This is a genomic window from Clostridium sp. CM038 (assembly GCF_055081105.1).
This window is the reverse complement of record NZ_JBSJEO010000002.1, coordinates 60,002-82,750: the sequence shown is the minus strand read 5'-3', so window position 1 is coordinate 82,750 and position 22,749 is coordinate 60,002. Positions and strand designations below refer to the sequence as shown.

Sequence of the window (22,749 nt, the reverse complement as noted above, 5' to 3'; positions counted from 1 at the left end):
TATCATTTAAAAGATAACAAAACACATCAATGGGGGTAATTTACAAATGATAGAAGAAAACTTAAAATTGGATAAAGATATGAAACATTTTGCAGCTGAAATTAAAAGATGTTTTTCAAAAGAGGAGATTGAAGAAATAGCTAGAGTAACAGGCTTTGTGAAAAGAAAAGGTAAAATTAAAGCATGGGAATTCGTTTGCTTATGCTGCTTTATGGATGCAGAGGTTGCGAATAATACACTTGTTACCTTATGTACAAAACTTAGTGCAAAAATAGGAATAGTTATTTCTAATCAAGCATTAGATCAACGTTTAAATGAAAGATGTGTGGAATTTTTAAAGAAGATTTTTGAGAACCTGTTGCGCCAAACAATAACAAATAATACTTGTATACCAAGTGTATGGGATGAACATTTCAAACGAATAAGAATACTTGATTCTACTGCTTTTCAAGTACCAGAAAGCTATAAAGATATTTATCCTGGATCTGGTGGCTGCTCTCAAGCTTCAGGTGTAAAAATACAACTAGAATATGAATTGAAATCTGGAAATCTTCTTAATATACAAGTAGGAGCTGGCTCAGGAAGCGACAATACTTTTGGGAGCAAAATAAGAGATACTATCAAATCTGGGGATCTTATTTTAAGAGATCTTGGGTATTTCAACTTTGAAGATTTTTTGGACATAGAAGATAGAGAAGCGTTTTACATATCAAGACTCAAACCTAATATAGCAGTATATATAGAAAATAAGGATATAGAGTACTATAAGAATGGCGCTCCTAAAAAATCAAGCCTTTTTAAAAGAATCTATATTTCTGACATAATGAAACAGATGGGCGAGGGGGACCGTTATGAAATTAAGGATGTCTATGTAGGCAAGGAAAAGACGCTAAAAACAAGGCTTATTTTGTATAAACTAACAAATGGGCAATTGAAAAAAAGAACAGAAAAATCTGTGAAGAATGCTAAAAAAAAGGGTATAGAAAAAAGTAATAATACGATTGAATTATTAGGTATATCTATTTATATAACGAATATTAAGGAAGAAGTTTTAAGTTCAAAGCAGGTTCATGAGTTTTACAGTTTAAGATGGCAGATCGAAATAATATTTAAAACGTGGAAATCCATATTTAGTATACAGGTTGTAAAGTTAGTTAAAATAGAACGGTTTCAATGTCAGCTTTATGGAAAACTTATTTTGCTACTAATAAGCTCTGCTGTAATGTTTAAAATGAGGACTTTAGCTTTAGAAAATAAAGGCCTTGAAGCCAGTGAAATTAAAACTTGTGAAATAGTTCATGAATATATTGATAGTCTGTATTTTGAGCTTATCAAATTCCCTAATAAAGTTCTCAATACCTTAAAATTAATATTTGAAAATGTAGTTAGGAATGGTCTGAAATCTCATAAAAAGAACAAGAAAACTGTTTTTGATATTCTTGGAGTTTGTTATAAATTAACATCATCGCAGGCTAAAGTTGCAGCATAAAACAACTTGATAAAATTGTAAAAGCCCCACTATATACGTGGCTTTTTTTAGTGTACCCTAAAATTGTTTGAATACTATTGTACACTTAAAATTTACCATTAAAATCTTTCAAAATAAATTTTGATGGTAAAATATAGTATTTAATACTGACTTACTAATATTCAATATGGCTTAGCTTGATGGCTATGGGGTAAGGCAACGATTCGTGGTGCATCCCGACAGGGCGTATATTCTAGCAGGTGGGAATCCTGTCAAGGTAAGATTTAGCAAATCGCTTTGTATCGAGTCTTAGAGATGTTGCGGTAACGTAACATTTTAATCGTAGACAAAAGGTTAGCGAGGTAGAATTGACTGGGTGTGCGACCTTTTTAGTTAGCGAAAACGTTATGTAGTAGTTACGATAAGCTTTCTAGGCCGATAGAATAGTTACTTAAGAAATGGTTTCTGTTAGTTAACTAATATTTTCGAGTTCGGCATAGGAGCCAATAATCTTATGGATACTGAGATTTACTAATATTCCTGCCAGCGTTGCAGTAATGTAATGTTGCGAAGCATAGGTGAAGACGGAGATACTGGCTGTAAAGTCACACTTCGGGTACTGTTGCATATGAATATAATTTTCCATTTTACACGTTCCTGTATCAAATTAAAAAGGACTATCCGCAGACAGTCCTTTCATGTTTATTTTCAGTAATTCGATTTATGAAAACGATGATTTTCATTTCATTCAGGAAAGAGTTTGGTTCAAAACCAAACTTTTAATGACCTTCGCTGGATTTCCAGCAGCCAAAGTATATGCAGGTATATCATGGGTCACAATAGCCCCAGCGCCAACCGTAGCCCCGTCCCCAATCGTTATCCCCGGAAGAAGAATACATCTGGCTCCTATCCATACATTGTTTCCTATTCTCACAGGGGATCTATCTGTCACCCCCTCGTACTTCAATGTTTCTTTGTTGAAGGAATGGTTGACCGTATAAATCATACATTCTGGCCCCATTATCACATTGTCACCTATGATGGTTGCTCCTTGCACCAAACAGTTCACGCCTATCCCAGAATTATCACCAATGGCAACATTTCTTCCAATGATACATCCTTTTTCTATATTGCAATTCTCCCCCATAATTTTTGCGATGTGCTTAGCACAATAGGCTCTGAATCTTTTTCCGATACATCCAAGTGGTTGATATGATATGGGTAATGCGTTCCCAACCGTTCCTAATAACGCTTGATGAAATTTGCTATTCATAGTTTATCCCCCTTTCTATAATAGAGCTTTCACGGAAACTCCTTAGCTCCTGTGATTACTCATTTTTAGTATCATTAATTTTTGTTGATTCCCCCACTTTTTTTGCATAAAACACTTGACAAGCCTGTAAAATTTTGCGGTCCTCCTCTTAAAGACATGTTTTAATAGGAGGATTATTTTATGCTTAAAAATTGGAGCTCTCATGCTGATTATCAGCAATTTATTATTTTAAATCTCTCATGTTTCTACAAAGCTTTTCCTAAAAAAATTATAGAACTTGAACCTTCTATCTCTAAGTTGTATTGCTTAGACTTAGATATTCTTAGAGAGATATTAAAACCTTATTATTCTAATATTGGTAGACCTGCAACTCTTCAACCTGAGATATTTCGTTCATTTTCTTTAATGCTTTTTCAAAAGGAAACAAGCATTACCAACTGGGTTAAAAAGATTCATGCCTGTGAGTTACTTGCAACCTGTATAGGCTGCACTAAAAATAATGTCCCATCACTTGGTGCTCATTATGATTTTATCTCTAGATTATGGCTTTCAAATCTGTCTACCGACAGGGTAAACCTAAAAAAAATATATTCGTATAAGAAGAAACCCTCTAAAATTAAGGCACCCGGGAAAAATAAAAAGCTTCCTAATAAAAAAACTGGTGTTGTTAAGAGAATTTCAGATTTTTTTGAAGCTGGTCGCTCATTTTCCCTAAGAGCCGAAAGGCTGCTTCAAAAAATATTCTCATTAGTTGCTGTAGAACCCTCTTTTAATCTTAACTTAATAGAAAAAGATAACCTTACAGTTGGCGGCGATGGTACTTGTGTTCACTGTAAGTCTTCTTACTATGGTTCTAAAGTTTGTGACTGCCGTGAAAATGGAATTTACGATTGCAAATGCCCTCGTAGACTTTCTGACATAAATGCTAATTGGGGTTGGGACAGCCATGAAAATCGTTGGTTTTATGGCTACACTCTCTATGCTTTATCTGTCTATAATAAAAAATATAAGATAGATCTACCTATTTATCTACGATTTGTAGAGGCAAGCAGACACGACAGTGTCACTGGAATAGTAGCATTAGCTGAATTTAGAGAACTGTTACCGCAGTTCACTATATCAAATTATGTTCTTGACTCAGCTAATGATAACTACCCTACATATGAATTATGTTCTAAATGGAACATTAATCCCTTTATTGATCTGAACTCCAAAAACAAAGGAAATTCAAAATATCCAGTTACTCTAGATATTAATGAAAAAGGATTTCCTATCTGTATTGGTGGCCATGAAATGGTCTATAACGGTTATGAAAAAAGTCGTTCACGCCTTAAATGGCGTTGCCCTTTAGTTTTAAAAAAGGTTGCTAGTTGCTCTTGCTGTGAACAGTGCTCACCTTCACCTTATGGGCGAGTAATCTACACTAAACCATCATGGGATTTGCGGTTGTTTACTCCTGTGCCTCGCGGCTCAAAACAATGGAAAACTATTTATAAAACTAGAACCTGCTCAGAACGTATAAACAATCGTATTCTAAATGATTATAAAATTCATACTTTACGAATACATGGTAAAAAACGTTATTCATTTATGACTATGATTGCTGGAATTAATATTCATCTAGATGCAAGACTTAAAGTTTCAGGTTTTAGTATTTTAAATTTATTAGAGTAGCTGTTTGACAATTAAGTACTTTTTTCTGAAAATTCCTGCATCGTGTAGGCTTGTTTGCTATACCTATTTTTATTCCTAACTGCTCTCTGAACATAAAATTTATAGCACTATAATGACTCTATACATAATTAAGTTTTACATATTAGTTTCCGTGACTACTCTAATAGAAATTTTAACTCTCATTCCGTATGTGACTGCAAGAATACAATAAATTTATTATAGCTCTTATTAAACCAACCAGCAAGATACTTGACGATTTATTGGTGTTCGCCCAAATACCTTCCGTGCTAGGGGTGGTTCACCGTGTCAATCCCCGTATTCTCACAGCGGGTACCCTCAGTTAATTATCTTATCGACGATGGATTGGATCGAGATATAGTCGCCTATGTTAGTTGTGGCTGTGCCGCTGGATAACTGAATTTGTAAGTATGAGCTTTTTACTTTTCTATGCGCGGGGTCTAAAACCACCGTCTTTAGACGGTATACGCTTCCAGCCTTTTAAAAAACTGAAAATTTGCCCATACTAATTATTAAAGAAGGCGATTGGTATGGGCAAATATAACAAAGGAAAACATACTGTATATGATATGGGTAACAAAATGCAGATATAAAGTGCTAAATAAAAATGTAGCAGTAAAATTAAGAGAATTGATAAGACAAGGTTGCGAAGCAAGGGGGATAACAATAGTACAAGGAAGTATAGGAAAAGATATTGGGGACAATATTTATGGGTAAGAGGCTATTTTTGTGCAACTGTAGGAAGTGTAACGGAAGAAACAATAAGAAAATACATTGAAAGCCAAGAGATAAATGCAGCAGAGATAGTGAGTAGTCACGGAAACTAATATGTAAAACTTAATTATGTATAGAGTCATTATAGTGCTATAAATTTTATGTTCAGAGAGCAGTTAGGAATAAAAATAGGTATAGCAAACAAGCCTACACGATGCAGGAATTTTCAGAAAAAAGTACTTAATTGTCAAACAGCTACTCTAATAAATTTAAAATACTAAAACCTGAAACTTTAAGTCTTGCATCTAGATGAATATTAATTCCAGCAATCATAGTCATAAATGAATAACGTTTTTTACCATGTATTCGTAAAGTATGAATTTTATAATCATTTAGAATACGATTGTTTATACGTTCTGAGCAGGTTCTAGTTTTATAAATAGTTTTCCATTGTTTTGAGCCGCGAGGCACAGGAGTAAACAACCGCAAATCCCATGATGGTTTAGTGTAGATTACTCGCCCATAAGGTGAAGGTGAGCACTGTTCACAGCAAGAGCAACTAGCAACCTTTTTTAAAACTAAAGGGCAACGCCATTTAAGGCGTGAACGACTTTTTTCATAACCGTTATAGACCATTTCATGGCCACCAATACAGATAGGAAATCCTTTTTCATTAATATCTAGAGTAACTGGATATTTTGAATTTCCTTTGTTTTTGGAGTTCAGATCAATAAAGGGATTAATGTTCCATTTAGAACATAATTCATATGTAGGGTAGTTATCATTAGCTGAGTCAAGAACATAATTTGATATAGTGAACTGCGGTAACAGTTCTCTAAATTCAGCTAATGCTACTATTCCAGTGACACTGTCGTGTCTGCTTGCCTCTACAAATCGTAGATAAATAGGTAGATCTATCTTATATTTTTTATTATAGACAGATAAAGCATAGAGAGTGTAGCCATAAAACCAACGATTTTCATGGCTGTCCCAACCCCAATTAGCATTTATGTCAGAAAGTCTACGAGGGCATTTGCAATCGTAAATTCCATTTTCACGGCAGTCACAAACTTTAGAACCATAGTAAGAAGACTTACAGTGAACACAAGTACCATCGCCGCCAACTGTAAGGTTATCTTTTTCTATTAAGTTAAGATTAAAAGAGGGTTCTACAGCAACTAATGAGAATATTTTTTGAAGCAGCCTTTCGGCTCTTAGGGAAAATGAGCGACCAGCTTCAAAAAAATCTGAAATTCTCTTAACAACACCAGTTTTTTTATTAGGAAGCTTTTTATTTTTCCCGGGTGCCTTAATTTTAGAGGGTTTCTTCTTATACGAATATATTTTTTTTAGGTTTACCCTGTCGGTAGACAGATTTGAAAGCCATAATCTAGAGATAAAATCATAATGAGCACCAAGTGATGGGACATTATTTTTAGTGCAGCCTATACAGGTTGCAAGTAACTCACAGGCATGAATCTTTTTAACCCAGTTGGTAATGCTTGTTTCCTTTTGAAAAAGCATTAAAGAAAATGAACGAAATATCTCAGGTTGAAGAGTTGCAGGTCTACCAATATTAGAATAATAAGGTTTTAATATCTCTCTAAGAATATCTAAGTCTAAGCAATACAACTTAGAGATAGAAGGTTCAAGTTCTATAATTTTTTTAGGAAAAGCTTTGTAGAAACATGAGAGATTTAAAATAATAAATTGCTGATAATCAGCATGAGAGCTCCAATTTTTAAGCATAAAATAATCCTCCTATTAAAACATGTCTTTAAGAGGAGGACCGCAAAATTTTACAGGCTTGTCAAGTGTTTTATGCAAAAAAAGTGGGGGAATCAACAAAAATTAATGATACTAAAAATGAGTAATCACAGGAGCTAAGGAGTTTCCGTGAAAGCTCATAGTAAAAGAGGAGGAAGATATTCAATTTGTTTTTGTAGGTGATCTACCTTCAAAAATATTTGAGACTTTAGCTTCAGAAACACCTATTATTTTGCCAGTACAGGGTGAAGCTGCGAAATTAATAAATAGTGCAAATGCAGGAGTTGTAGTGGAACCAGAAAATTCAAAATAAATTGCAGAAGCGGTGTTAAAGTTATATAATAACATGGAACTTAGAAATAGGTTGGGTGAAAATGGAAGGAATTATGTTGTTAAGAATTATGATAGAGAGAATATAACAAGAAAATCGAAAAAAATATTGATGAATTTATAAAAATTATTTTAGTCTATAAAGAGGTGTAAAAAATGAAAGCTAAGTATAGTATTTTATATTATTTAATGTGCGTGTATATAGTGATAATGCCTCTGATTCAGGAGGGAACAAAGTTAAAAGGAATACCTGTTTCAGATATTTTATTAGGGATAATTATTTGCGTATATCTCATAAAGCTAGGTTTTAATAAGGATACGAGGGAAAGGTTTCTTTATGGGATTAGAGATTTCTTTAGTAGTACCTTAAGCATTTGCATAGCAATATTATTGGGCATAATGTTATTATCAACCTTTTATTCATTGGAAAAGGGATTAGCATTAAGCGAAAGCGCAAGATTTTTAACATACGTATTTATATTCTTTATAATTAAGTACGAATTTAATACAAAAAAATTAGTGAAAAACTTATTGAAATGTTTTATATTCACATCGGGAGTATTGAGTATTTTTGGTATAATTCAATATTTTACAATAATTGGATTGGATAAAAGATTTGTTGTGAAGTACTCCTATGGATATAGAGCAGGTAAACTTGCTGCGACAATGCAAAATCCTAATGCATATGCGGGCTTTCTTATTTTAATTATTTTTCCATTAGTAATGCTAACAATTTATGAAAAAAACAAAAAATTAAAGAGTATGTATGGAATAATATCAATTCTAATATTTCTAAATATACTTATGACTTATTCTAGAAATGTTTTATTAGGCGTTTGTATCGGTGCAGCGGTTTTATGTGTGCTATATAGTTTAAAATTAATTGTAGTTTTTGGAGGGGTAGGTATTTTGGCTTTATTTAGTCCGGCGGTTCTTGATACAGTTAAGGATTTAACAAATAATGGACAAAATGTGGCTAGAATTAAATTGTGGAAAACGGCTCTAATGATGATTAAGGAACATCCAATTCTAGGAGTTGGTAATGGTAATTATATCAGTAGGTATAACGAATATATTAATAAGTATAAAGGCCTAAGCTACAACTCGTATACAAGATATCCTACACATAGTTCTTATTTAAAGACTCAAAGTGAATTGGGCATAATAGGAATAACATCTCTTTTAGTAATTTTTGTAACAGTACTTATTAGATTAAAAAAATTAATTACTATAACAGATGATAAATTTTTGCAAGCGTTTTATATGGGTGCCTTAGCATCAATGGTAGCATTCTATTTTATGAATTTATCAGATAATTTATTGTTTGTACCCAAAGTTACAACATATTTTTGGTTTATAGTAGCTACGGCTGAAAGTTTATTAAACACATCAACAAATAATTTAAATGACCAATTGCAATAACAAATTGAACTAATTTCTATTTATGACCTAAATCGTTGAATTTACTTATGCTGCATAGATTATATCTAATTGTGCTTCAAATATTTCTTCAGGGGCTTTGTACTGGAGTATCCTCCTAGGAAGGGTATTCATCCAATCCTCTATGAATGCAATATCAGCAGCACTATAATTTGACATACGTTTCCCTTTAGGAATGAAGCGACGTATTAATCAATTGTGACGTTCGTTAGTTCCCTTTTCAAAGAAAGAATATGGGTGAGTGAGATATACCTTTGTATCACTGCCAACTTCGAGTGTGTATAAATAAGCAAATTCAGAACCATTATCCCCAGTTATTGTTTTAAATACCTGGCTAAACTGCTCACCATATAAATTGTGGATGTTTGTAAGCTCATCAATAACTGCACTGGCTGTTTTAGCTGCAATTTTACGTACAATAGGGTTCCTAGTTTTACGTAAAACAATAGTCAAAAGTACACAGTCATTACCCGATTTTTCTCCAATTACGGTATCAATCTCCCAATGACCAAATTCCTTACTATTATTTATAGTATCTGGGCGCTCTTCAATGCTTTTACCCAGAATTTTCTTGTGTTTTTTGACTGTTGAGGGCTTGGTATTTCTACGTAGTTTTATTGGCAAATCAACATTTTTAACATTAAGTAACCCAAGATCAACATAGTTATACAATATCTTAGTACAGACTATTTCAGAACGTTTAAAGCGATTAGTTTTAAGTGAATTACCCACGCAAGCATCAAGTGACCATGATGAATTTTTAAATTTATCCACTACAAGAATTTAGACGATGATTTTTGTAAATAGCAACAATTCAACAAAATATTAAAGAGTAAAAAAGGATTGTATAATAATATGAATATGAGAAAAGCTTTAAAAGTTATATTTGTTGAAATAGCCACTTTGGTTATAGGTATAATAAGTGGGTTTTTACTACCAAAAGTTTTATCCGTAGATGACTATACAACGATTAAAACTTTTGGTTTATATGTTGTATATTCGGGGATACCACATTTAGGATTTTCAGATGGTATGTACATAGTATTAGGTGGTAAAAGAATGGAAGAATTAGATAAGGGAAAAATAAGAGGGTATTTCAATACATTAATAAAAATTTTGAGTATTACTACTATCTTTATGTTAGCAGGAACTCTTTTTATAAAAGATAATATGTATATAGCATTTGTGGTATATACTATTCCTTTTCAAATTATATTGTTTTTTGATCTGCTTTTAAGGGCTACAGGAAGTTTTGATAAATATTCTCTACTTAGAGGAAGCATTAATGCTTTAAATTTGGTAAGTATGTTAATTGTTGTATTTGTATGTAAGTCAGCAGTAGTTTATGTTGAATTTCAAATATTAATTCAGATAGTATTAGCAATAATTTGTACTACTATTTTCATGAAAAACTACAGAGAACCCTCAAAAATTAATTTAGGTGAATCTAAATATCTTATAAGTTTAGGGGCTGCAGTATTAATTGGAAATCTAGTTTCTACTTTGATTTTTAGTTTAGATAGGTGGATTATTAAGTTTAGATTTTCAACTCTTGATTTCGCTTATTATTCTTTTGGAGTATCAATGTTAAATTTATTTCTTGTGTTAATAGGAGCAGTTACTGCTGTACTCTTTCCTTATTTTTCAAAGTATAATAGTGACAAAAAAATGATAAACAAATTAAAAACAATGATTGAATTAATAACTTTTATTAGTTTATCAGGATATTTTTGTTTGCAATTCATTGTTGAACATTACATACCTAAATACATTCCTTCTTTACAAGTTTTGAGTGTATTGATATGCTGTATACCGTTTGTAACGGTAACTAATGTTATTTATAGTAATCTATATAAAGTTAAAAGAAAGACAAAAAGGTATACTATAGTCGCAATAGAAATTTTGATTGTTGCATTTATAATTAATGTTAGTTTATTATTAATAAACAATAAGCCAATAATGTTGGCATTTGGTTCCCTAATTAGTTTAATAATATGGTTTTTTTATTCTTCAAGAGATTTTAATGACGTTGTTATTACAAAAAAAGAAGTACTATTTATATCAACGATTTTGATTATATATAACGGGTTAAAGGCATTCGGATTTAATCCTATAATATCATTCATTATATATTTAATAACAGTAATATCCCTAGAATGGATTTTTTATAAGGATGATTTAAAATATCTTTGTATGTATGTCCTAAAAAATATTATTAAAAAACAGAAACTTACAAAGTGATTGATAACAATTAAATATAACAAATGTCGTGAAAGGTTATGTAATACATTTAATGTAAAAGTCAAAACACGTTGCTTTACATTCTTTTTGATATTTTCTAAATATTTTATGGCATAATACAAAGCTGAGATATTTAATGCTTGTGCTAGGTACTGGCACCTACTTGGCAGCATCACTTATTTTTAAATTAAATTTCAATTCTAATTAAATTTTAGTTAAATTTAAAGGATTTTCGTCGAAGACATAGCGAGTGGGTTTGTATGAAGTGGAATCTGAAAACCTTATACGAGCGTTACATGCTAACTGGCGTGCAGGCATATATTAACCCTCACATCATTAGATAGGGTGGGTTAATATAATTCAGTATGTGAATACCTAGAAGTATCTTAAACTTAAGTAGTTACTTATGTTTAAGCAGTTTTTAAAGCTACTAATGTACTGATAACAGTAATTCAGGTTGTGACGACATATTTGCCTATTTTGAACAAACTATAATTGCTTATTTCAAAAATAAAATGCCATGAAATAATAATTTAACGAAGTTCGTACAAAATCCAATGAGTCGATAACATTAGTAATATAGCCAAAGTACGTTAAAATTATATTTAATGTGCTTTGGCTATATTATTTATAATAGATTTTCAATAGTTTTAGATGTTCTATAAACTTAATTAGATTTTTTTATCTAGTTCTATCCAAAGGGCATATGGATTCATGGCCCTGAATTGTCTATTTTTAATTTTATAAATTCCATCAAATACTTCAATCAAATCTGAATGGAGTAGTAAATTAATATATGTTGGGTCCTTTTGAGTATCAATGTCAATATATCCATCCTCAACTATAGGATTTGTGATATCCATTTTGCGAAAAGCATCCTTTTGTTCTTTAGATGCAAGCATAGGCTCATACCCATTTTTAAAAAACATAACTCTAACAAACATAAATAGCATTCCTCTCCTAAATAAATTAATACTAATAAGTTATTCTATAAGGTTAACTTATATGATATAAAGTTCGTACAAAATCCAATGAACATCGAAGTGGCAATAACCGCAACTTGTTGAAAAGATTAATCTATCTCGTCAGAAATATAAATGATTTAAATTCATTAATTAAATTATTTATGTTTGGGACAGTATTCTTTTTATTTCTCTTTATTTCAGTTTAGCATAAGCTCATTGTTAATCTTTTGTTTTATAGCAATTATTTTCAATAATAGATAATAAACCAAAAACTATTAAGTAAATGTTAAACAACAAATGTCGTGAAAGATTAATTTCACGACATTTTACTTATTCCTATAACTAGCCTATACCCTCATTCTTACTTTAACATATGCAATAAGTCTCTATTTCACTGCATAAATGGTGTCTAATTGAGAATATACACTCCATTTATGCACTATTTATATCGAATATATCCTAATTTTTTACTTGTGATTTTGAAGAAAAAATTTATTATGAAAGATAAATACCCTAATACTAGTCGAAATTATATACGCAGAATTAAGGTTTCCTTCAACAAGAATATTCAGATATTATAAAAAATTTAATTTTAAGTTAAAATTAAATGAACCATTTAGCAAATATATCTATCTAATTAGTGTAAAGCAAAAAAAGTAGCGCTACAGTTTGCAAAGAAAGGTAGGAAGTCAATTGAACAAGACTATATTTACAGACAAAGTTCTTGAGATTCAATCTATTTTATATCATGTGTCTAAATCAATTTTGATTCATGATCAAGATTGTGAGGATGCAGTTCAGGGGGCAATTTTAAAAGCCTATAACAAATTAGATACACTAAAGGAAGAACAATATTTTAAAACATGGTTAGTTAGAATACTAATAAATGAATGTTATAGTTTGAAAAGTAAAGAACATTCACAAGTACCTTATGAAGAATACTTTGAGTCTGACAAGGCTGATGATAAAAAGGATTATAGTGAATTATATATGGCCATTCAGAATTTACCAGAGCGTATTCGTATTACAATTGTTCTTTATTACGTAGATGGATATTCAGTAAAAGAAATTAAACAGATTTTAGGAATACCCACTGGAACTGTAAAAAGCAGGTTATCAAAAGGACGAAAATCAATAAAAATAAAATTAGAGAATATGGAGGCAAATTATGAATGCCTATAATTGGAATAATATCTTTCCAGATATGCCTAAAAGTTTTAAAAGTAAGGTAAATGCAACACTAAGCAGTTTACCAGAAAAAAAGGAGACTGATGAAATGAAAAATATAAAATTATATAAAAGAGGATCATTGAGGAAAAAAATTATTGTTATATTAGCAGCTACTATGGTAATAGGAACGACAGTATTTGCCACAGGAAAAATACAGTCTATATATGGGAGTTCAAGTACTATACCAACATATACTACTATACCTACAGTAGAACAAGTGAAGAATGATTTTAAATTTAATCCTAAATTAGTTGATAAATTTGACAACGGATACACTTTTGCAGATGGATATGCCGTCAATAATAAAGGAGTTGATGAGAAAGGCAATTCTGTAAAAAAAACAAAATCCCTTGATTTTACGTATACAAAAGGTAATGACAAATTAGATCTTTCTATGGAAAACGGAATGTTCGAGGAAAGATCAAATAAAGAGACTGTTTTTGATACTTGTAACGGTATAGATTTATACTATAGTTCATCTGTTTATAAGGTTGTACCAGCAAATTATAAATTGACAGAGCAGGATAAGCAGGATAAATTGTCCGGTAAATATGTGTTCAGCTATGGAAGTGACAAGATAGAAATCTCTCAGTTTAAATATTTAGATTGGATGCAGGATGGAATTCATTATTCTTTATCATCAATGAATTCTAATATATCGAAAGATGAATTAGTTAAAATGGCACCTCAAGTTATCCGTACCAAATAAAAATAGTCACTTTATATGTGATTTTCAGTTCCAAAACTATTACCAAAAACAAAACATCAAAACAACTCTAATATAATATTTAATGTGTTACAGATATGAGGCATACAATATAACGAAAATTATATTGTATGCCTTTTATCTAGTAATAAGAGTATTTAAAACCTTACAAAAGGTTAAGTACATTAAATACTACCGCATTTCATATAGGGCCGAAAGCACGCCCTATATTCCATTTGGCCTTATTCTAATAACTAACACTAGATTTTATTTTGAATAATAAAGAGATTAGTTAATGACATTCTCTATTTTTTAAATTCTGTTTTTTTATGTTGATTTTGGCTTTGTCTCTGCATCTTCTTATTAAATAACTTCTCTTGCTGTAGTAGTGCTTTTTCCTTTTCAAATTCTTTCAGCTGGGAAATTCGCGTTACTTCCTTTTGGGCTTCGGTAACTGTAACTTCCATTTTTGGTTCTAAAGTCTGATTTAATTGATATGACGATAAGGGGTACTGGCATATGGTAAACTTATGATTAATAAACTATATAAGAGTATTTTGTACCAATTAAATATTTTTTTTAGAATTATTGTCTTTATTTTTTTGTGATTTATAGATTTCAATATTACTACAAAAAATACCAATAGCACAAAACAATATAATACCGTTAGACCAATTTGATGTTCCTTTAATTATTGCATATACAAATGTTATTGATGCAATAATGATTGCAAGTACAGAAAGAATTACTCCTGCTTTTGAACTTTTCGTATTGTATTTCATATTAATCCCCCCCCTCATTACACAGCTTTTTAGAAGTGTTTACTAAATTATAGTTAATTTACACACTAATAATACCATAATTTTCAAGCAAGGGTGGAGCCAACGGAACCGACAAAACCTACGTTAAGGAATATAGTTCCATAAACCTTCGTTTTCGGTACTTAAATATAAGCCTTAGAAATAGTAACTTTATACGTGATTTTCATATTACTAAAGGCAAAGTATCAAAACAACTCTAATATAGCTTTTATGGTACTTATTTTTAAATATTATTTGCTTAACGTAGGTGAAAATCCTATTTTATATCCATTTTATGCTTAAAATGGGTTCTGTCGTAAATATTGGTGCTATCCCAGTTAGAACTTTTACATATTAATTCTAACTCGCAATATTCAAATAATAATATCCAACTGTAAATAACTGGCTTGGCGTTGTCAATTTGCGCTTTGCGGTTACTACCCCAATAAAGAAAAACTGGTTGTACTATCAAAAACTAGTATATTCGCTATAAAAATAAAGTAGGTATATAATTATTATTTAAAACTAAATCTAAATTCACTATCATCCCAAATTGCTACTCAAATAAACTTCCTTTTTCTGATCCTCAGTTATTCCTATATATTTTAAAGTTTGTAATTTGGATGAATGATTAAATATCTCCATCAATAGCTCTATGGTGGTGCCGCTCGTATAGGCATGGTAACCAAAGGTTTTCCTCATAGTGTGAGTGCCGATTTCTCCGGATATTATCTTTCCATTATGGTCCCTTTCAACGAGGCCTATCATTTCAGCAGCGTTATTTAATATATACCAGGCATGCTGACGAGATATTGGTTTGTTTTCTGATTTTTTACTACAAAACACATACATATGTGGTAGCACTTCTTCCAAAGTGGCCGCATAACCTTCAATTAGTTTAATTACTATGGATCCTATGTAAAACTTTTTTGCTTTTGAGGTTTTCTTTTCTGTGATTATTACGTATTCTTTGGCACTCATGTTCTTGAAATTCATGACATCATCAAATGTTAATTTTAAAATATCACTTATTCTAAGTCCAACATTTATTCCAAGAATAAATAACAGCTCATTTCGAAGACTTTGATCTCTTAAATATGACCTCATAATTCTTATAGTCCTTATTTCTCTTATGGGTTCTACGGTTTTCATTTTACATCATCCTTCCGTGAAATTATCACCTGGGTCGCTACGCAGCTTCAAAGAAGATGAATTGACGACTTCTTGACAGAAATTTATAGTCTCTCTAAAGTTTTATATTGGTTATAGTATGTAAGTCTTGTTGCTATAATTAAAAGACTTTCTTTTTGAATTGATGTTAAAGATTTAACATCCAAGGTGATTATATCTAAATTTGTTAAACAAAGTCGTATATATCATGTTTTCAAGGTGATTTTATAGAACATCGTGTCGCAATATAGAATTGCCAGTTTTTATATTACACAATAATTAGATAATAGTCAATATGTCAGATTAGAGATAATTGGTAAATTACATTTTATTACAACACTAGATTTGTAGCCATTTGTTATCTGACACAAAGGGCTTGTATCAGATTAGGAACACATTAACTATGGACAACTACAATGACAATTAATGCAAAGACATTAATTGTCATTATTATTCTTTGTGTGTTGTTATTTTTGAAACATTAATTTTAAAATAATTAAAAAAATTTAAAAAGATTATTTAACATTTATAGAAAATTATGTATAATAGATATAAGAAATGAAAAGGGTGGTGTTTATACTGGAATTTTTAGTTGAAAATGCAAAAAATGGGGACAGAAAATCTTTGATGGATATTATTGAACGGTATAAGTTTTTGATAATTAAGTTAGCTGCAAGTTACCACATACCTTCCTATGAATTTGAGGATTTGGTTCAGCAGGGATATCTTTCAGTTATAAAGGCAGTTAATCTTTATAAACTAGGTAGTAATACTTTTGATGGTTATTGTATAAATACTATCAGAACTAATTTTAAAGCTCTTTTAAAAGGTAAGATAAAACATTATAGAGAGGTGCCAAATGCAGAGCCTATAAACCCAAATGCCACTGCAACGTATGAATTTACCTTAGAGGATGAAGTAATAGCTTACGAGGAAGTTAAGAGGCTTTATGATGCCTTAGAAAAGTTAGATCCATATGAGAAAGACATTGTGGAGAGATTCTATATTCTTGATGATAGTCTTCGCGAAATAGCAAGCGACGGTCAGCATAGTTATTATCATTATGTAAGGGTTAAAAATAAAGCGTTAAAGAAGCTTAGAAAATATATTTAAGAAAACAATTAGAAAAATCATATATATTAGCTATAGCGGTGAGGGAGGAATGCATTATGTATGATGTATTTATTAAACTGGTTAATACAGTTGGCTTCCCTATAAGTGTGAGCATCTATCTTTTGGTTAGGTTTGAGAAGAAAATTGAGGATCTCAATAAATCTATCGCAGGTTTAACTGTAGTTATATCCACCGTTATAGGAAAATACGAAAAATAAGAGTGCCAGATTATAATGGTATTCTTATTTTTTTATATATTCTAAAAGCAACAACAAATATAACTTATTTATGGGTATGCTCCTTGTTGTTGTTTTAATAGTTTTATATGTACCTCAAAGCATTGGTATGACCGGCCTTGAAACTCTAAAGGCAAACTATTTATGGTCAAAGGCCACTTATTTATGGTTAAAGGCAACCTATTTATGGTTAAAGGCAACCTATTTATGGTTAAAGGCAACCTATTTATGGTCAAAGCTAAAATTGGTAATGTAGTTGGATGGCTTATAGATGCAATAAAAAAAGACTATAAGCCTGCTAAAGGCAAAGTTAAATCATCTCCTGCGGAGCTGAAATATTAATGACTTCACAAGGAGATTTGTACTCCTACTGAAGTTTTCTATTTGTTAAGGTACGTAACTCCCACGTGTAGTAGTGGGAGACTTTCCTTATGAACTGTCATTAAAGCTGATAAATTCAATGACTACGAGCAACGCTCCTACGATTTTGATGAATTGGAGAAGCAGTTGCTCGGATGGAAACAAATAAATGTGATATAAATTGGTTAGAGTAATCAAAGGTGTAGCTATATTAGCTATACCTTTTTTGTGGTTGTCTTTGTTTTTATTTTTAAATTAACCGCCAAAAAAAAATGAAGGACATATATATTCAGTGAAAAACAAAATGAAGGGGGGCAATCAATATGGCAGTTGTATCTACAAAGGTAGCAAGCGCACTAAAACTCACTATGAAAGTAGGGGTCGATATCGATGGCAACGACAAATTCGCAACGAAAACATTAGGTAATTTAAAAGTTACTGCAAATGATGAAGACATTTTTGCAATAGGAAAAGCTATATCTAACATTAAAACTTATCCATTATTTACACTAGACAGACAAGATCAATCTAGTTTAGTTATGGAATAGTTTTTCAGCTTAAAATTCAGGGCTAAATTAAGTAATAAGAGTAGTCACGGAAACTAATATGTAAAACTTAATTATGTATAGAGTCATTATAGTGCTATAAATTTTATGTTCAGAGAGCAGTTAGGAATAAAAATAGGTATAGCAAACAAGCCTACACGATGCAGGAATTTTCAGAAAAAAGTACTTAATTGTCAAACAGCTACTCTAATAAATTTAAAATACTAAAACCTGAAACTTTAAGTCTTGCATCTAGATGAATATTAATTCCAGCAATCATAGTCATAAATGAATAACGTTTTTTACCATGTATTCGTAAAGTATGAATTTTATAATCATTTAGAATACGATTGTTTATACGTTCTGAGCAGGTTCTAGTTTTATAAATAGTTTTCCATTGTTTTGAGCCGCGAGGCACAGGAGTAAACAACCGCAAATCCCATGATGGTTTAGTGTAGATTACTCGCCCATAAGGTGAAGGTGAGCACTGTTCACAGCAAGAGCAACTAGCAACCTTTTTTAAAACTAAAGGGCAACGCCATTTAAGGCGTGAACGACTTTTTTCATAACCGTTATAGACCATTTCATGGCCACCAATACAGATAGGAAATCCTTTTTCATTAATATCTAGAGTAACTGGATATTTTGAATTTCCTTTGTTTTTGGAGTTCAGATCAATAAAGGGATTAATGTTCCATTTAGAACATAATTCATATGTAGGGTAGTTATCATTAGCTGAGTCAAGAACATAATTTGATATAGTGAACTGCGGTAACAGTTCTCTAAATTCAGCTAATGCTACTATTCCAGTGACACTGTCGTGTCTGCTTGCCTCTACAAATCGTAGATAAATAGGTAGATCTATCTTATATTTTTTATTATAGACAGATAAAGCATAGAGAGTGTAGCCATAAAACCAACGATTTTCATGGCTGTCCCAACCCCAATTAGCATTTATGTCAGAAAGTCTACGAGGGCATTTGCAATCGTAAATTCCATTTTCACGGCAGTCACAAACTTTAGAACCATAGTAAGAAGACTTACAGTGAACACAAGTACCATCGCCGCCAACTGTAAGGTTATCTTTTTCTATTAAGTTAAGATTAAAAGAGGGTTCTACAGCAACTAATGAGAATATTTTTTGAAGCAGCCTTTCGGCTCTTAGGGAAAATGAGCGACCAGCTTCAAAAAAATCTGAAATTCTCTTAACAACACCAGTTTTTTTATTAGGAAGCTTTTTATTTTTCCCGGGTGCCTTAATTTTAGAGGGTTTCTTCTTATACGAATATATTTTTTTTAGGTTTACCCTGTCGGTAGACAGATTTGAAAGCCATAATCTAGAGATAAAATCATAATGAGCACCAAGTGATGGGACATTATTTTTAGTGCAGCCTATACAGGTTGCAAGTAACTCACAGGCATGAATCTTTTTAACCCAGTTGGTAATGCTTGTTTCCTTTTGAAAAAGCATTAAAGAAAATGAACGAAATATCTCAGGTTGAAGAGTTGCAGGTCTACCAATATTAGAATAATAAGGTTTTAATATCTCTCTAAGAATATCTAAGTCTAAGCAATACAACTTAGAGATAGAAGGTTCAAGTTCTATAATTTTTTTAGGAAAAGCTTTGTAGAAACATGAGAGATTTAAAATAATAAATTGCTGATAATCAGCATGAGAGCTCCAATTTTTAAGCATAAAATAATCCTCCTATTAAAACATGTCTTTAAGAGGAGGACCGCAAAATTTTACAGGCTTGTCAAGTGTTTTATGCAAAAAAAGTGGGGGAATCAACAAAAATTAATGATACTAAAAATGAGTAATCACAGGAGCTAAGGAGTTTCCGTGAAAGCTCAATAATTAAAAGGGGGAAAAGACATATGCATAAATTAGTTATGAGATTTTTAACATCTATAGAAGGTAAGTATTTTTCTTTAAGCGTAGATGACATTAAAACTGATGAAGAGGGAGTTCCAACTATAAAAGACGCTGAAGTAAATGCTCTTATGGATTTAGTTATTGCAAAGAACATTTTTGCATCAGCGAATGGTAGCTTAACTGGCAAGAAAGATGCTAAAGTAATTACTACTGACACTAATGAAATTGAAGTAGCATAGTTATCACCTGCGGCGCTATAGATCATCACCTTTGGTACTGGCATCATCTGCGATGCTGAGCACCACGAAATATTCCACTAAGGATTAACTTGGTGGAATTTTTTTTAGTTAAATCATCACCTGTGGTGCTGCAACATTAACGACTTCAGAAGGAAATTTATACCCCCATTGAAGTTTTCTATTTGTTATGGCAAGTAACTCGCACTTATATAAGTGCAAGACTTTCCTTCTGAAATGTCGTTAAAAATAGATAGAAATAGGATTACAAAAAATTAAAAAATAAGAGGAGGAATTGTTAACATGAGTAATAAAATATATACACATTGCGTTGATTTTGGTCACGGAGGAACAGATTCTGGAGCAGTAGGAGATCATTCCCATGAAGCGGACATTGTTATGATTATTGGTAAAAAAGTTGGTAGGATTCTTATAGAAGGAGGACAAAAGGTGATATATACAAGAACTACAGATGTATATTTAACATTAGCACAAAGAGCTACTACAGCTAATAATAATGGTTGCGATACATTTACGAGTATCCATGCTAATAGTGCTACGAGTGCGCAAGCTCATGGAATAGAAACATTTTCATACCCGAAAAGTTCGAGTGGTGCAAGATTATCTAAACTAATACAATCGGAATTAATAAAGGCTACAGGATTAACTAATAGAGGGTGCACAACTGCTAATTTTGGTGTGCTTAGAATGAGTAGAATGGTTGCTATATTAGTAGAAACTGAATTTATTAGTAATCCAACTGAAGAGAATTTCCTATTATCAAATGCTTATCAAGAAAAAGTGGCTTTAGCAATAGTAAAAGGTATATTTGCATACTTCGGATTAAATTTCAGTGGAGAAACTACAGCTTCAAATAATCCAATTATAGCTTCTGGAAAGTATGGGATAGTTACTGCATCCGTACTTAATGTTAGGACGAGGGCAACTGTAAATTCGAGTATATTGGGGACACTAAACAAAAATGAAAAAGTTAAAATTGATAATAAGGTAGGTAATTGGTATTCTATATTTTATGGTAATCATGGCGGATTTGTTAGCACGAGTTATATTAAATTAGTTTGATTGCTTCGGGTAGTTAAGAGTTATATCTTATCTGCTTTTTTATTCATCTTCTTATGTGAAAAACTTGATTAAGTCCGCAGAACTTAAATTTGTATATAATTCATCGTGGATAGTATCCTCAAAGGCTATCTCTGATAGCTCTTGTTTCATTATCACTATAATACTTACTTAATAACATGCTTAATCCGTATTTGGCAAAGGTTTTTCTACTAATTTGTTCATTGCCTAAATAAATAGATATTTCAAAGCAATGACTCTTGTTCACTTTTTGTTCTTAAAAGTATTTTCAAATAGTACAATGATTTTGCATAACCTATTTGCTTTATTCTTATGCTGCGATATACTATATATAGAGGAAGGGTGGTGATACCAATGAACCACAAAGAAATGAAATTTGGGGATTTACCACCGGACACAATAGTTACTGATGAAATGTTAGAACCGATAGAAGAGGAATCTATTATAGTTGTGGCTCACCCAGGTAAGGGAATTGAGGCAATAACATATAAGGGTGGCTCAAATATCGAGGCATACAGGCAATATAGAGCTATTAAGCATAAAGACAAGCTAATAGCCAAAGCACTGGTTACGTGCTCTGGTGTAGCTCGAAAATTATATGGCATTGACTTCGTAATGGGATATGAAATAATACAAAAACTTTAGGCGGAGTAGCATGGAACGTGATGAACTTGTGAAACTTATTAAGGAAAGTACAATGGACACCTCAGAGGTTGTTGAATACTTTGGCATATCCAAACAACGACTCTCGGGTATGAAAAACACAGGAAAACTTGTAGCAGTAAAAAAGGGGATTTATTTAAAATCTGATGTTGAAACTAGACAAGAAAACCATGGAGCTCTTAGGGAAAAGTATTATAAAAGATAATAGCCTTACATAAGGCTTACGCTAGAATTATTGGTTGGGGGCTTTTTTTGTTTTTTGTTTAAGTTAGTTTAAATATTAAGTATAGGGATACAATAAAATTTTATTGTACAAAAAAAAATCCTATATAAATAGACTTTTTTTTAGTGTCTATCATATAGGATACATTTTATATATTTACTAGTCTTTTTTTCTAATTACTAAGTTAACACTATCATTTTCAACATCAAAAATCAAAAAATCTGCATCATCATAAATACACTCTTTTTCATATGTAAAACTCTTATCTTCCAACATTTCAAACCAACCAGTATCTATATTTAATTCAAAAACTGGGCACTGATTATGTTTAACATCACCAATATAAATTGCTCTTATTTTTTTCATAATTCTTCCCCCATATTAACATCCCGCCCTAATGTAAATTATTTAAATTACCATGGTAAGGCTAATGTTCATTTTTTCTTTCTTACTACTTTTCTTATTCCTAAAATTATCAAGTCTAGTAAATTAAATATCACTGCAGATGCAAATGCTTCTTTTATGCTCATTTCAAAAAAAATATTGCTCATTGAAATTGCAACAAACAGGGGGAACAAGTCCTACCATTATTAAAAACCT

22 protein-coding genes and 2 pseudogenes are annotated in these 22,749 nt (G+C 31.4%); 15 read left to right on the top strand and 9 right to left on the bottom strand.

The window, feature by feature from the left end:
• The first annotated feature begins 46 nt into the window (after positions 1–46).
• Complete coding sequence (locus ACWJKS_RS19580) at positions 47–1,489, top strand: IS4 family transposase (RefSeq protein WP_462959655.1); 1,443 nt, start codon at positions 47–49, stop codon at positions 1,487–1,489.
• Between the two features lie 727 nt (positions 1,490–2,216).
• Here the strand turns inward: ACWJKS_RS19580 and ACWJKS_RS19575 are convergent.
• Complete coding sequence (locus ACWJKS_RS19575) at positions 2,217–2,741, bottom strand: acyltransferase (RefSeq protein WP_462961126.1); 525 nt, start codon at positions 2,739–2,741, stop codon at positions 2,217–2,219.
• Between the two features lie 180 nt (positions 2,742–2,921).
• On the opposite strand from ACWJKS_RS19575, the gene ACWJKS_RS19570 reads away from it, so the two are divergent.
• Both ACWJKS_RS19570 and ACWJKS_RS19565 read left to right on the top strand, forming a co-directional pair.
• The gene (locus tag ACWJKS_RS19570; RefSeq protein ID WP_462959674.1) at positions 2,922–4,415 is read left to right on the top strand and encodes a hypothetical protein; all 1,494 of its coding nucleotides are present in this window, start codon (positions 2,922–2,924) and stop codon (positions 4,413–4,415) included.
• A gap of 582 nt (positions 4,416–4,997) precedes the next feature.
• Positions 4,998–5,260: pseudogene (locus tag ACWJKS_RS19565) on the top strand (transposase).
• Between the two features lie 142 nt (positions 5,261–5,402).
• Here the strand turns inward: ACWJKS_RS19565 and ACWJKS_RS19560 are convergent.
• The gene (locus ACWJKS_RS19560; RefSeq protein WP_462959674.1) at positions 5,403–6,896 is read right to left on the bottom strand and encodes a hypothetical protein; all 1,494 of its coding nucleotides are present in this window, start codon (positions 6,894–6,896) and stop codon (positions 5,403–5,405) included.
• 504 nt (positions 6,897–7,400) lie between these two features.
• Between ACWJKS_RS19560 and ACWJKS_RS19555 the strand changes: the two genes are divergently transcribed.
• A complete protein-coding gene (locus tag ACWJKS_RS19555; protein WP_462961125.1) occupies positions 7,401–8,666 on the top strand; it encodes an O-antigen ligase family protein in 1,266 nt (421 codons plus the stop codon).
• Positions 8,667–8,711: 45 nt separating this feature from the next.
• On the opposite strand, the pseudogene ACWJKS_RS19550 reads toward ACWJKS_RS19555, so the two are convergent.
• Positions 8,712–9,461, bottom strand: a pseudogene (locus ACWJKS_RS19550) (IS30 family transposase); the annotation flags it as partial.
• Positions 9,462–9,539: 78 nt separating this feature from the next.
• Here ACWJKS_RS19550 and ACWJKS_RS19545 point away from each other — a divergent pair.
• The gene (locus ACWJKS_RS19545) at positions 9,540–10,925 is read left to right on the top strand and encodes a lipopolysaccharide biosynthesis protein (protein ID WP_462961124.1); all 1,386 of its coding nucleotides are present in this window, start codon (positions 9,540–9,542) and stop codon (positions 10,923–10,925) included.
• A 671-nt stretch (positions 10,926–11,596) separates the two neighbouring features.
• Here ACWJKS_RS19545 and ACWJKS_RS19540 read toward each other — a convergent pair.
• Entirely contained in the window at positions 11,597–11,869 is a 273-nt protein-coding gene (locus ACWJKS_RS19540; protein ID WP_462961123.1) for a hypothetical protein, read from the bottom strand.
• Positions 11,870–12,583: 714 nt separating this feature from the next.
• Here ACWJKS_RS19540 and ACWJKS_RS19535 point away from each other — a divergent pair.
• On the top strand, positions 12,584–13,072 hold the full coding sequence (locus ACWJKS_RS19535) for an RNA polymerase sigma factor (protein ID WP_462961122.1): 489 nt from the start codon (positions 12,584–12,586) through the stop codon (positions 13,070–13,072).
• Positions 13,059–13,829 (top strand): hypothetical protein, encoded by a 771-nt coding sequence (locus tag ACWJKS_RS19530; RefSeq protein WP_462961121.1) that lies wholly within the window; start codon positions 13,059–13,061, stop codon positions 13,827–13,829. The genes ACWJKS_RS19535 and ACWJKS_RS19530 overlap by 14 nt, the downstream gene beginning before the upstream one ends.
• Before the next feature lie 302 nt (positions 13,830–14,131).
• Here ACWJKS_RS19530 and ACWJKS_RS19525 read toward each other — a convergent pair whose 3' ends face one another.
• The 3 genes from ACWJKS_RS19525 to ACWJKS_RS19515 form a co-directional block, all read right to left on the bottom strand.
• A complete protein-coding gene (locus ACWJKS_RS19525; RefSeq protein ID WP_462961120.1) occupies positions 14,132–14,293 on the bottom strand; it encodes a hypothetical protein in 162 nt (53 codons plus the stop codon).
• A gap of 99 nt (positions 14,294–14,392) precedes the next feature.
• Positions 14,393–14,608, bottom strand: a complete 216-nt coding sequence (locus tag ACWJKS_RS19520; protein WP_220319677.1) for a hypothetical protein — start codon at positions 14,606–14,608, stop codon at positions 14,393–14,395.
• 561 nt (positions 14,609–15,169) lie between these two features.
• Positions 15,170–15,778 (bottom strand): tyrosine-type recombinase/integrase, encoded by a 609-nt coding sequence (locus tag ACWJKS_RS19515; protein WP_462961119.1) that lies wholly within the window; start codon positions 15,776–15,778, stop codon positions 15,170–15,172.
• Positions 15,779–16,354: 576 nt separating this feature from the next.
• Here ACWJKS_RS19515 and ACWJKS_RS19510 point away from each other — a divergent pair.
• From ACWJKS_RS19510 to ACWJKS_RS19495, 4 genes are all read left to right on the top strand, one after another.
• Positions 16,355–16,909, top strand: a complete 555-nt coding sequence (locus tag ACWJKS_RS19510) for a sigma-70 family RNA polymerase sigma factor (RefSeq protein WP_462961118.1) — start codon at positions 16,355–16,357, stop codon at positions 16,907–16,909.
• A gap of 56 nt (positions 16,910–16,965) precedes the next feature.
• The gene (locus ACWJKS_RS19505) at positions 16,966–17,127 is read left to right on the top strand and encodes a YvrJ family protein (RefSeq protein WP_462961117.1); all 162 of its coding nucleotides are present in this window, start codon (positions 16,966–16,968) and stop codon (positions 17,125–17,127) included.
• Positions 17,128–17,310: 183 nt separating this feature from the next.
• Positions 17,311–17,487, top strand: coding sequence for a hypothetical protein (locus tag ACWJKS_RS19500; protein WP_462961116.1), 177 nt, complete (start codon positions 17,311–17,313; stop codon positions 17,485–17,487).
• 341 nt (positions 17,488–17,828) lie between these two features.
• On the top strand, positions 17,829–18,053 hold the full coding sequence (locus tag ACWJKS_RS19495) for a DUF1659 domain-containing protein (protein WP_220287294.1): 225 nt from the start codon (positions 17,829–17,831) through the stop codon (positions 18,051–18,053).
• A gap of 199 nt (positions 18,054–18,252) precedes the next feature.
• On the opposite strand, the gene ACWJKS_RS19490 is transcribed toward ACWJKS_RS19495, so the two are convergent.
• On the bottom strand, positions 18,253–19,746 hold the full coding sequence (locus ACWJKS_RS19490; RefSeq protein WP_462959674.1) for a hypothetical protein: 1,494 nt from the start codon (positions 19,744–19,746) through the stop codon (positions 18,253–18,255).
• A 182-nt stretch (positions 19,747–19,928) separates the two neighbouring features.
• Here ACWJKS_RS19490 and ACWJKS_RS19485 point away from each other — a divergent pair, with 182 nt between their 5' ends.
• The 4 genes from ACWJKS_RS19485 (at position 19,929) to ACWJKS_RS19470 (ending at position 22,131) form a co-directional block, all read left to right on the top strand.
• Positions 19,929–20,165 (top strand): DUF2922 domain-containing protein, encoded by a 237-nt coding sequence (locus ACWJKS_RS19485; RefSeq protein ID WP_462961115.1) that lies wholly within the window; start codon positions 19,929–19,931, stop codon positions 20,163–20,165.
• Between the two features lie 300 nt (positions 20,166–20,465).
• Entirely contained in the window at positions 20,466–21,245 is a 780-nt protein-coding gene (locus tag ACWJKS_RS19480) for an N-acetylmuramoyl-L-alanine amidase (protein ID WP_462961114.1), read from the top strand.
• A 372-nt stretch (positions 21,246–21,617) separates the two neighbouring features.
• A complete protein-coding gene (locus ACWJKS_RS19475) occupies positions 21,618–21,908 on the top strand; it encodes a hypothetical protein (RefSeq protein WP_462961113.1) in 291 nt (96 codons plus the stop codon).
• A 10-nt stretch (positions 21,909–21,918) separates the two neighbouring features.
• Positions 21,919–22,131 (top strand): DNA-binding protein, encoded by a 213-nt coding sequence (locus ACWJKS_RS19470; protein WP_462961112.1) that lies wholly within the window; start codon positions 21,919–21,921, stop codon positions 22,129–22,131.
• A 177-nt stretch (positions 22,132–22,308) separates the two neighbouring features.
• Here ACWJKS_RS19470 and ACWJKS_RS19465 read toward each other — a convergent pair whose 3' ends face one another.
• A complete protein-coding gene (locus tag ACWJKS_RS19465) occupies positions 22,309–22,515 on the bottom strand; it encodes a hypothetical protein (RefSeq protein WP_462961111.1) in 207 nt (68 codons plus the stop codon).
• Positions 22,516–22,749: the final 234 nt, after the last annotated feature.

Bases quoted from the DNA above. Each gene is read 5' to 3' on its own strand.
- ACWJKS_RS19580 (WP_462959655.1), top strand. From the start codon at position 47: ATGATAGAAGAAAACTTAAAATTGGATAAAGATATGAAACATTTTGCA.
- ACWJKS_RS19570 (WP_462959674.1), top strand. From the start codon at position 2,922: ATGCTTAAAAATTGGAGCTCTCATGCTGATTATCAGCAATTTATTATT.
- ACWJKS_RS19510 (WP_462961118.1), top strand. From the start codon at position 16,355: ATGAAAAGGGTGGTGTTTATACTGGAATTTTTAGTTGAAAATGCAAAA.
- ACWJKS_RS19475 (WP_462961113.1), top strand. From the start codon at position 21,618: ATGAACCACAAAGAAATGAAATTTGGGGATTTACCACCGGACACAATA.
- ACWJKS_RS19555 (WP_462961125.1), top strand. From the start codon at position 7,401: ATGAAAGCTAAGTATAGTATTTTATATTATTTAATGTGCGTGTATATA.
- ACWJKS_RS19530 (WP_462961121.1), top strand. From the start codon at position 13,059: ATGAATGCCTATAATTGGAATAATATCTTTCCAGATATGCCTAAAAGT.
- ACWJKS_RS19520 (WP_220319677.1), bottom strand. From the start codon at position 14,608: ATGAAATACAATACGAAAAGTTCAAAAGCAGGAGTAATTCTTTCTGTA.
- ACWJKS_RS19500 (WP_462961116.1), top strand. From the start codon at position 17,311: ATGGTTAAAGGCAACCTATTTATGGTTAAAGGCAACCTATTTATGGTT.
- ACWJKS_RS19470 (WP_462961112.1), top strand. From the start codon at position 21,919: ATGGAACGTGATGAACTTGTGAAACTTATTAAGGAAAGTACAATGGAC.
- ACWJKS_RS19560 (WP_462959674.1), bottom strand. From the start codon at position 6,896: ATGCTTAAAAATTGGAGCTCTCATGCTGATTATCAGCAATTTATTATT.
- ACWJKS_RS19545 (WP_462961124.1), top strand. From the start codon at position 9,540: ATGAATATGAGAAAAGCTTTAAAAGTTATATTTGTTGAAATAGCCACT.
- ACWJKS_RS19495 (WP_220287294.1), top strand. From the start codon at position 17,829: ATGGCAGTTGTATCTACAAAGGTAGCAAGCGCACTAAAACTCACTATG.
- ACWJKS_RS19525 (WP_462961120.1), bottom strand. From the start codon at position 14,293: ATGGAAGTTACAGTTACCGAAGCCCAAAAGGAAGTAACGCGAATTTCC.
- ACWJKS_RS19575 (WP_462961126.1), bottom strand. From the start codon at position 2,741: ATGAATAGCAAATTTCATCAAGCGTTATTAGGAACGGTTGGGAACGCA.
- ACWJKS_RS19505 (WP_462961117.1), top strand. From the start codon at position 16,966: ATGTATGATGTATTTATTAAACTGGTTAATACAGTTGGCTTCCCTATA.
- ACWJKS_RS19485 (WP_462961115.1), top strand. From the start codon at position 19,929: ATGCATAAATTAGTTATGAGATTTTTAACATCTATAGAAGGTAAGTAT.
- ACWJKS_RS19465 (WP_462961111.1), bottom strand. From the start codon at position 22,515: ATGAAAAAAATAAGAGCAATTTATATTGGTGATGTTAAACATAATCAG.
- ACWJKS_RS19515 (WP_462961119.1), bottom strand. From the start codon at position 15,778: ATGAAAACCGTAGAACCCATAAGAGAAATAAGGACTATAAGAATTATG.
- ACWJKS_RS19540 (WP_462961123.1), bottom strand. From the start codon at position 11,869: ATGTTTGTTAGAGTTATGTTTTTTAAAAATGGGTATGAGCCTATGCTT.
- ACWJKS_RS19480 (WP_462961114.1), top strand. From the start codon at position 20,466: ATGAGTAATAAAATATATACACATTGCGTTGATTTTGGTCACGGAGGA.
- ACWJKS_RS19490 (WP_462959674.1), bottom strand. From the start codon at position 19,746: ATGCTTAAAAATTGGAGCTCTCATGCTGATTATCAGCAATTTATTATT.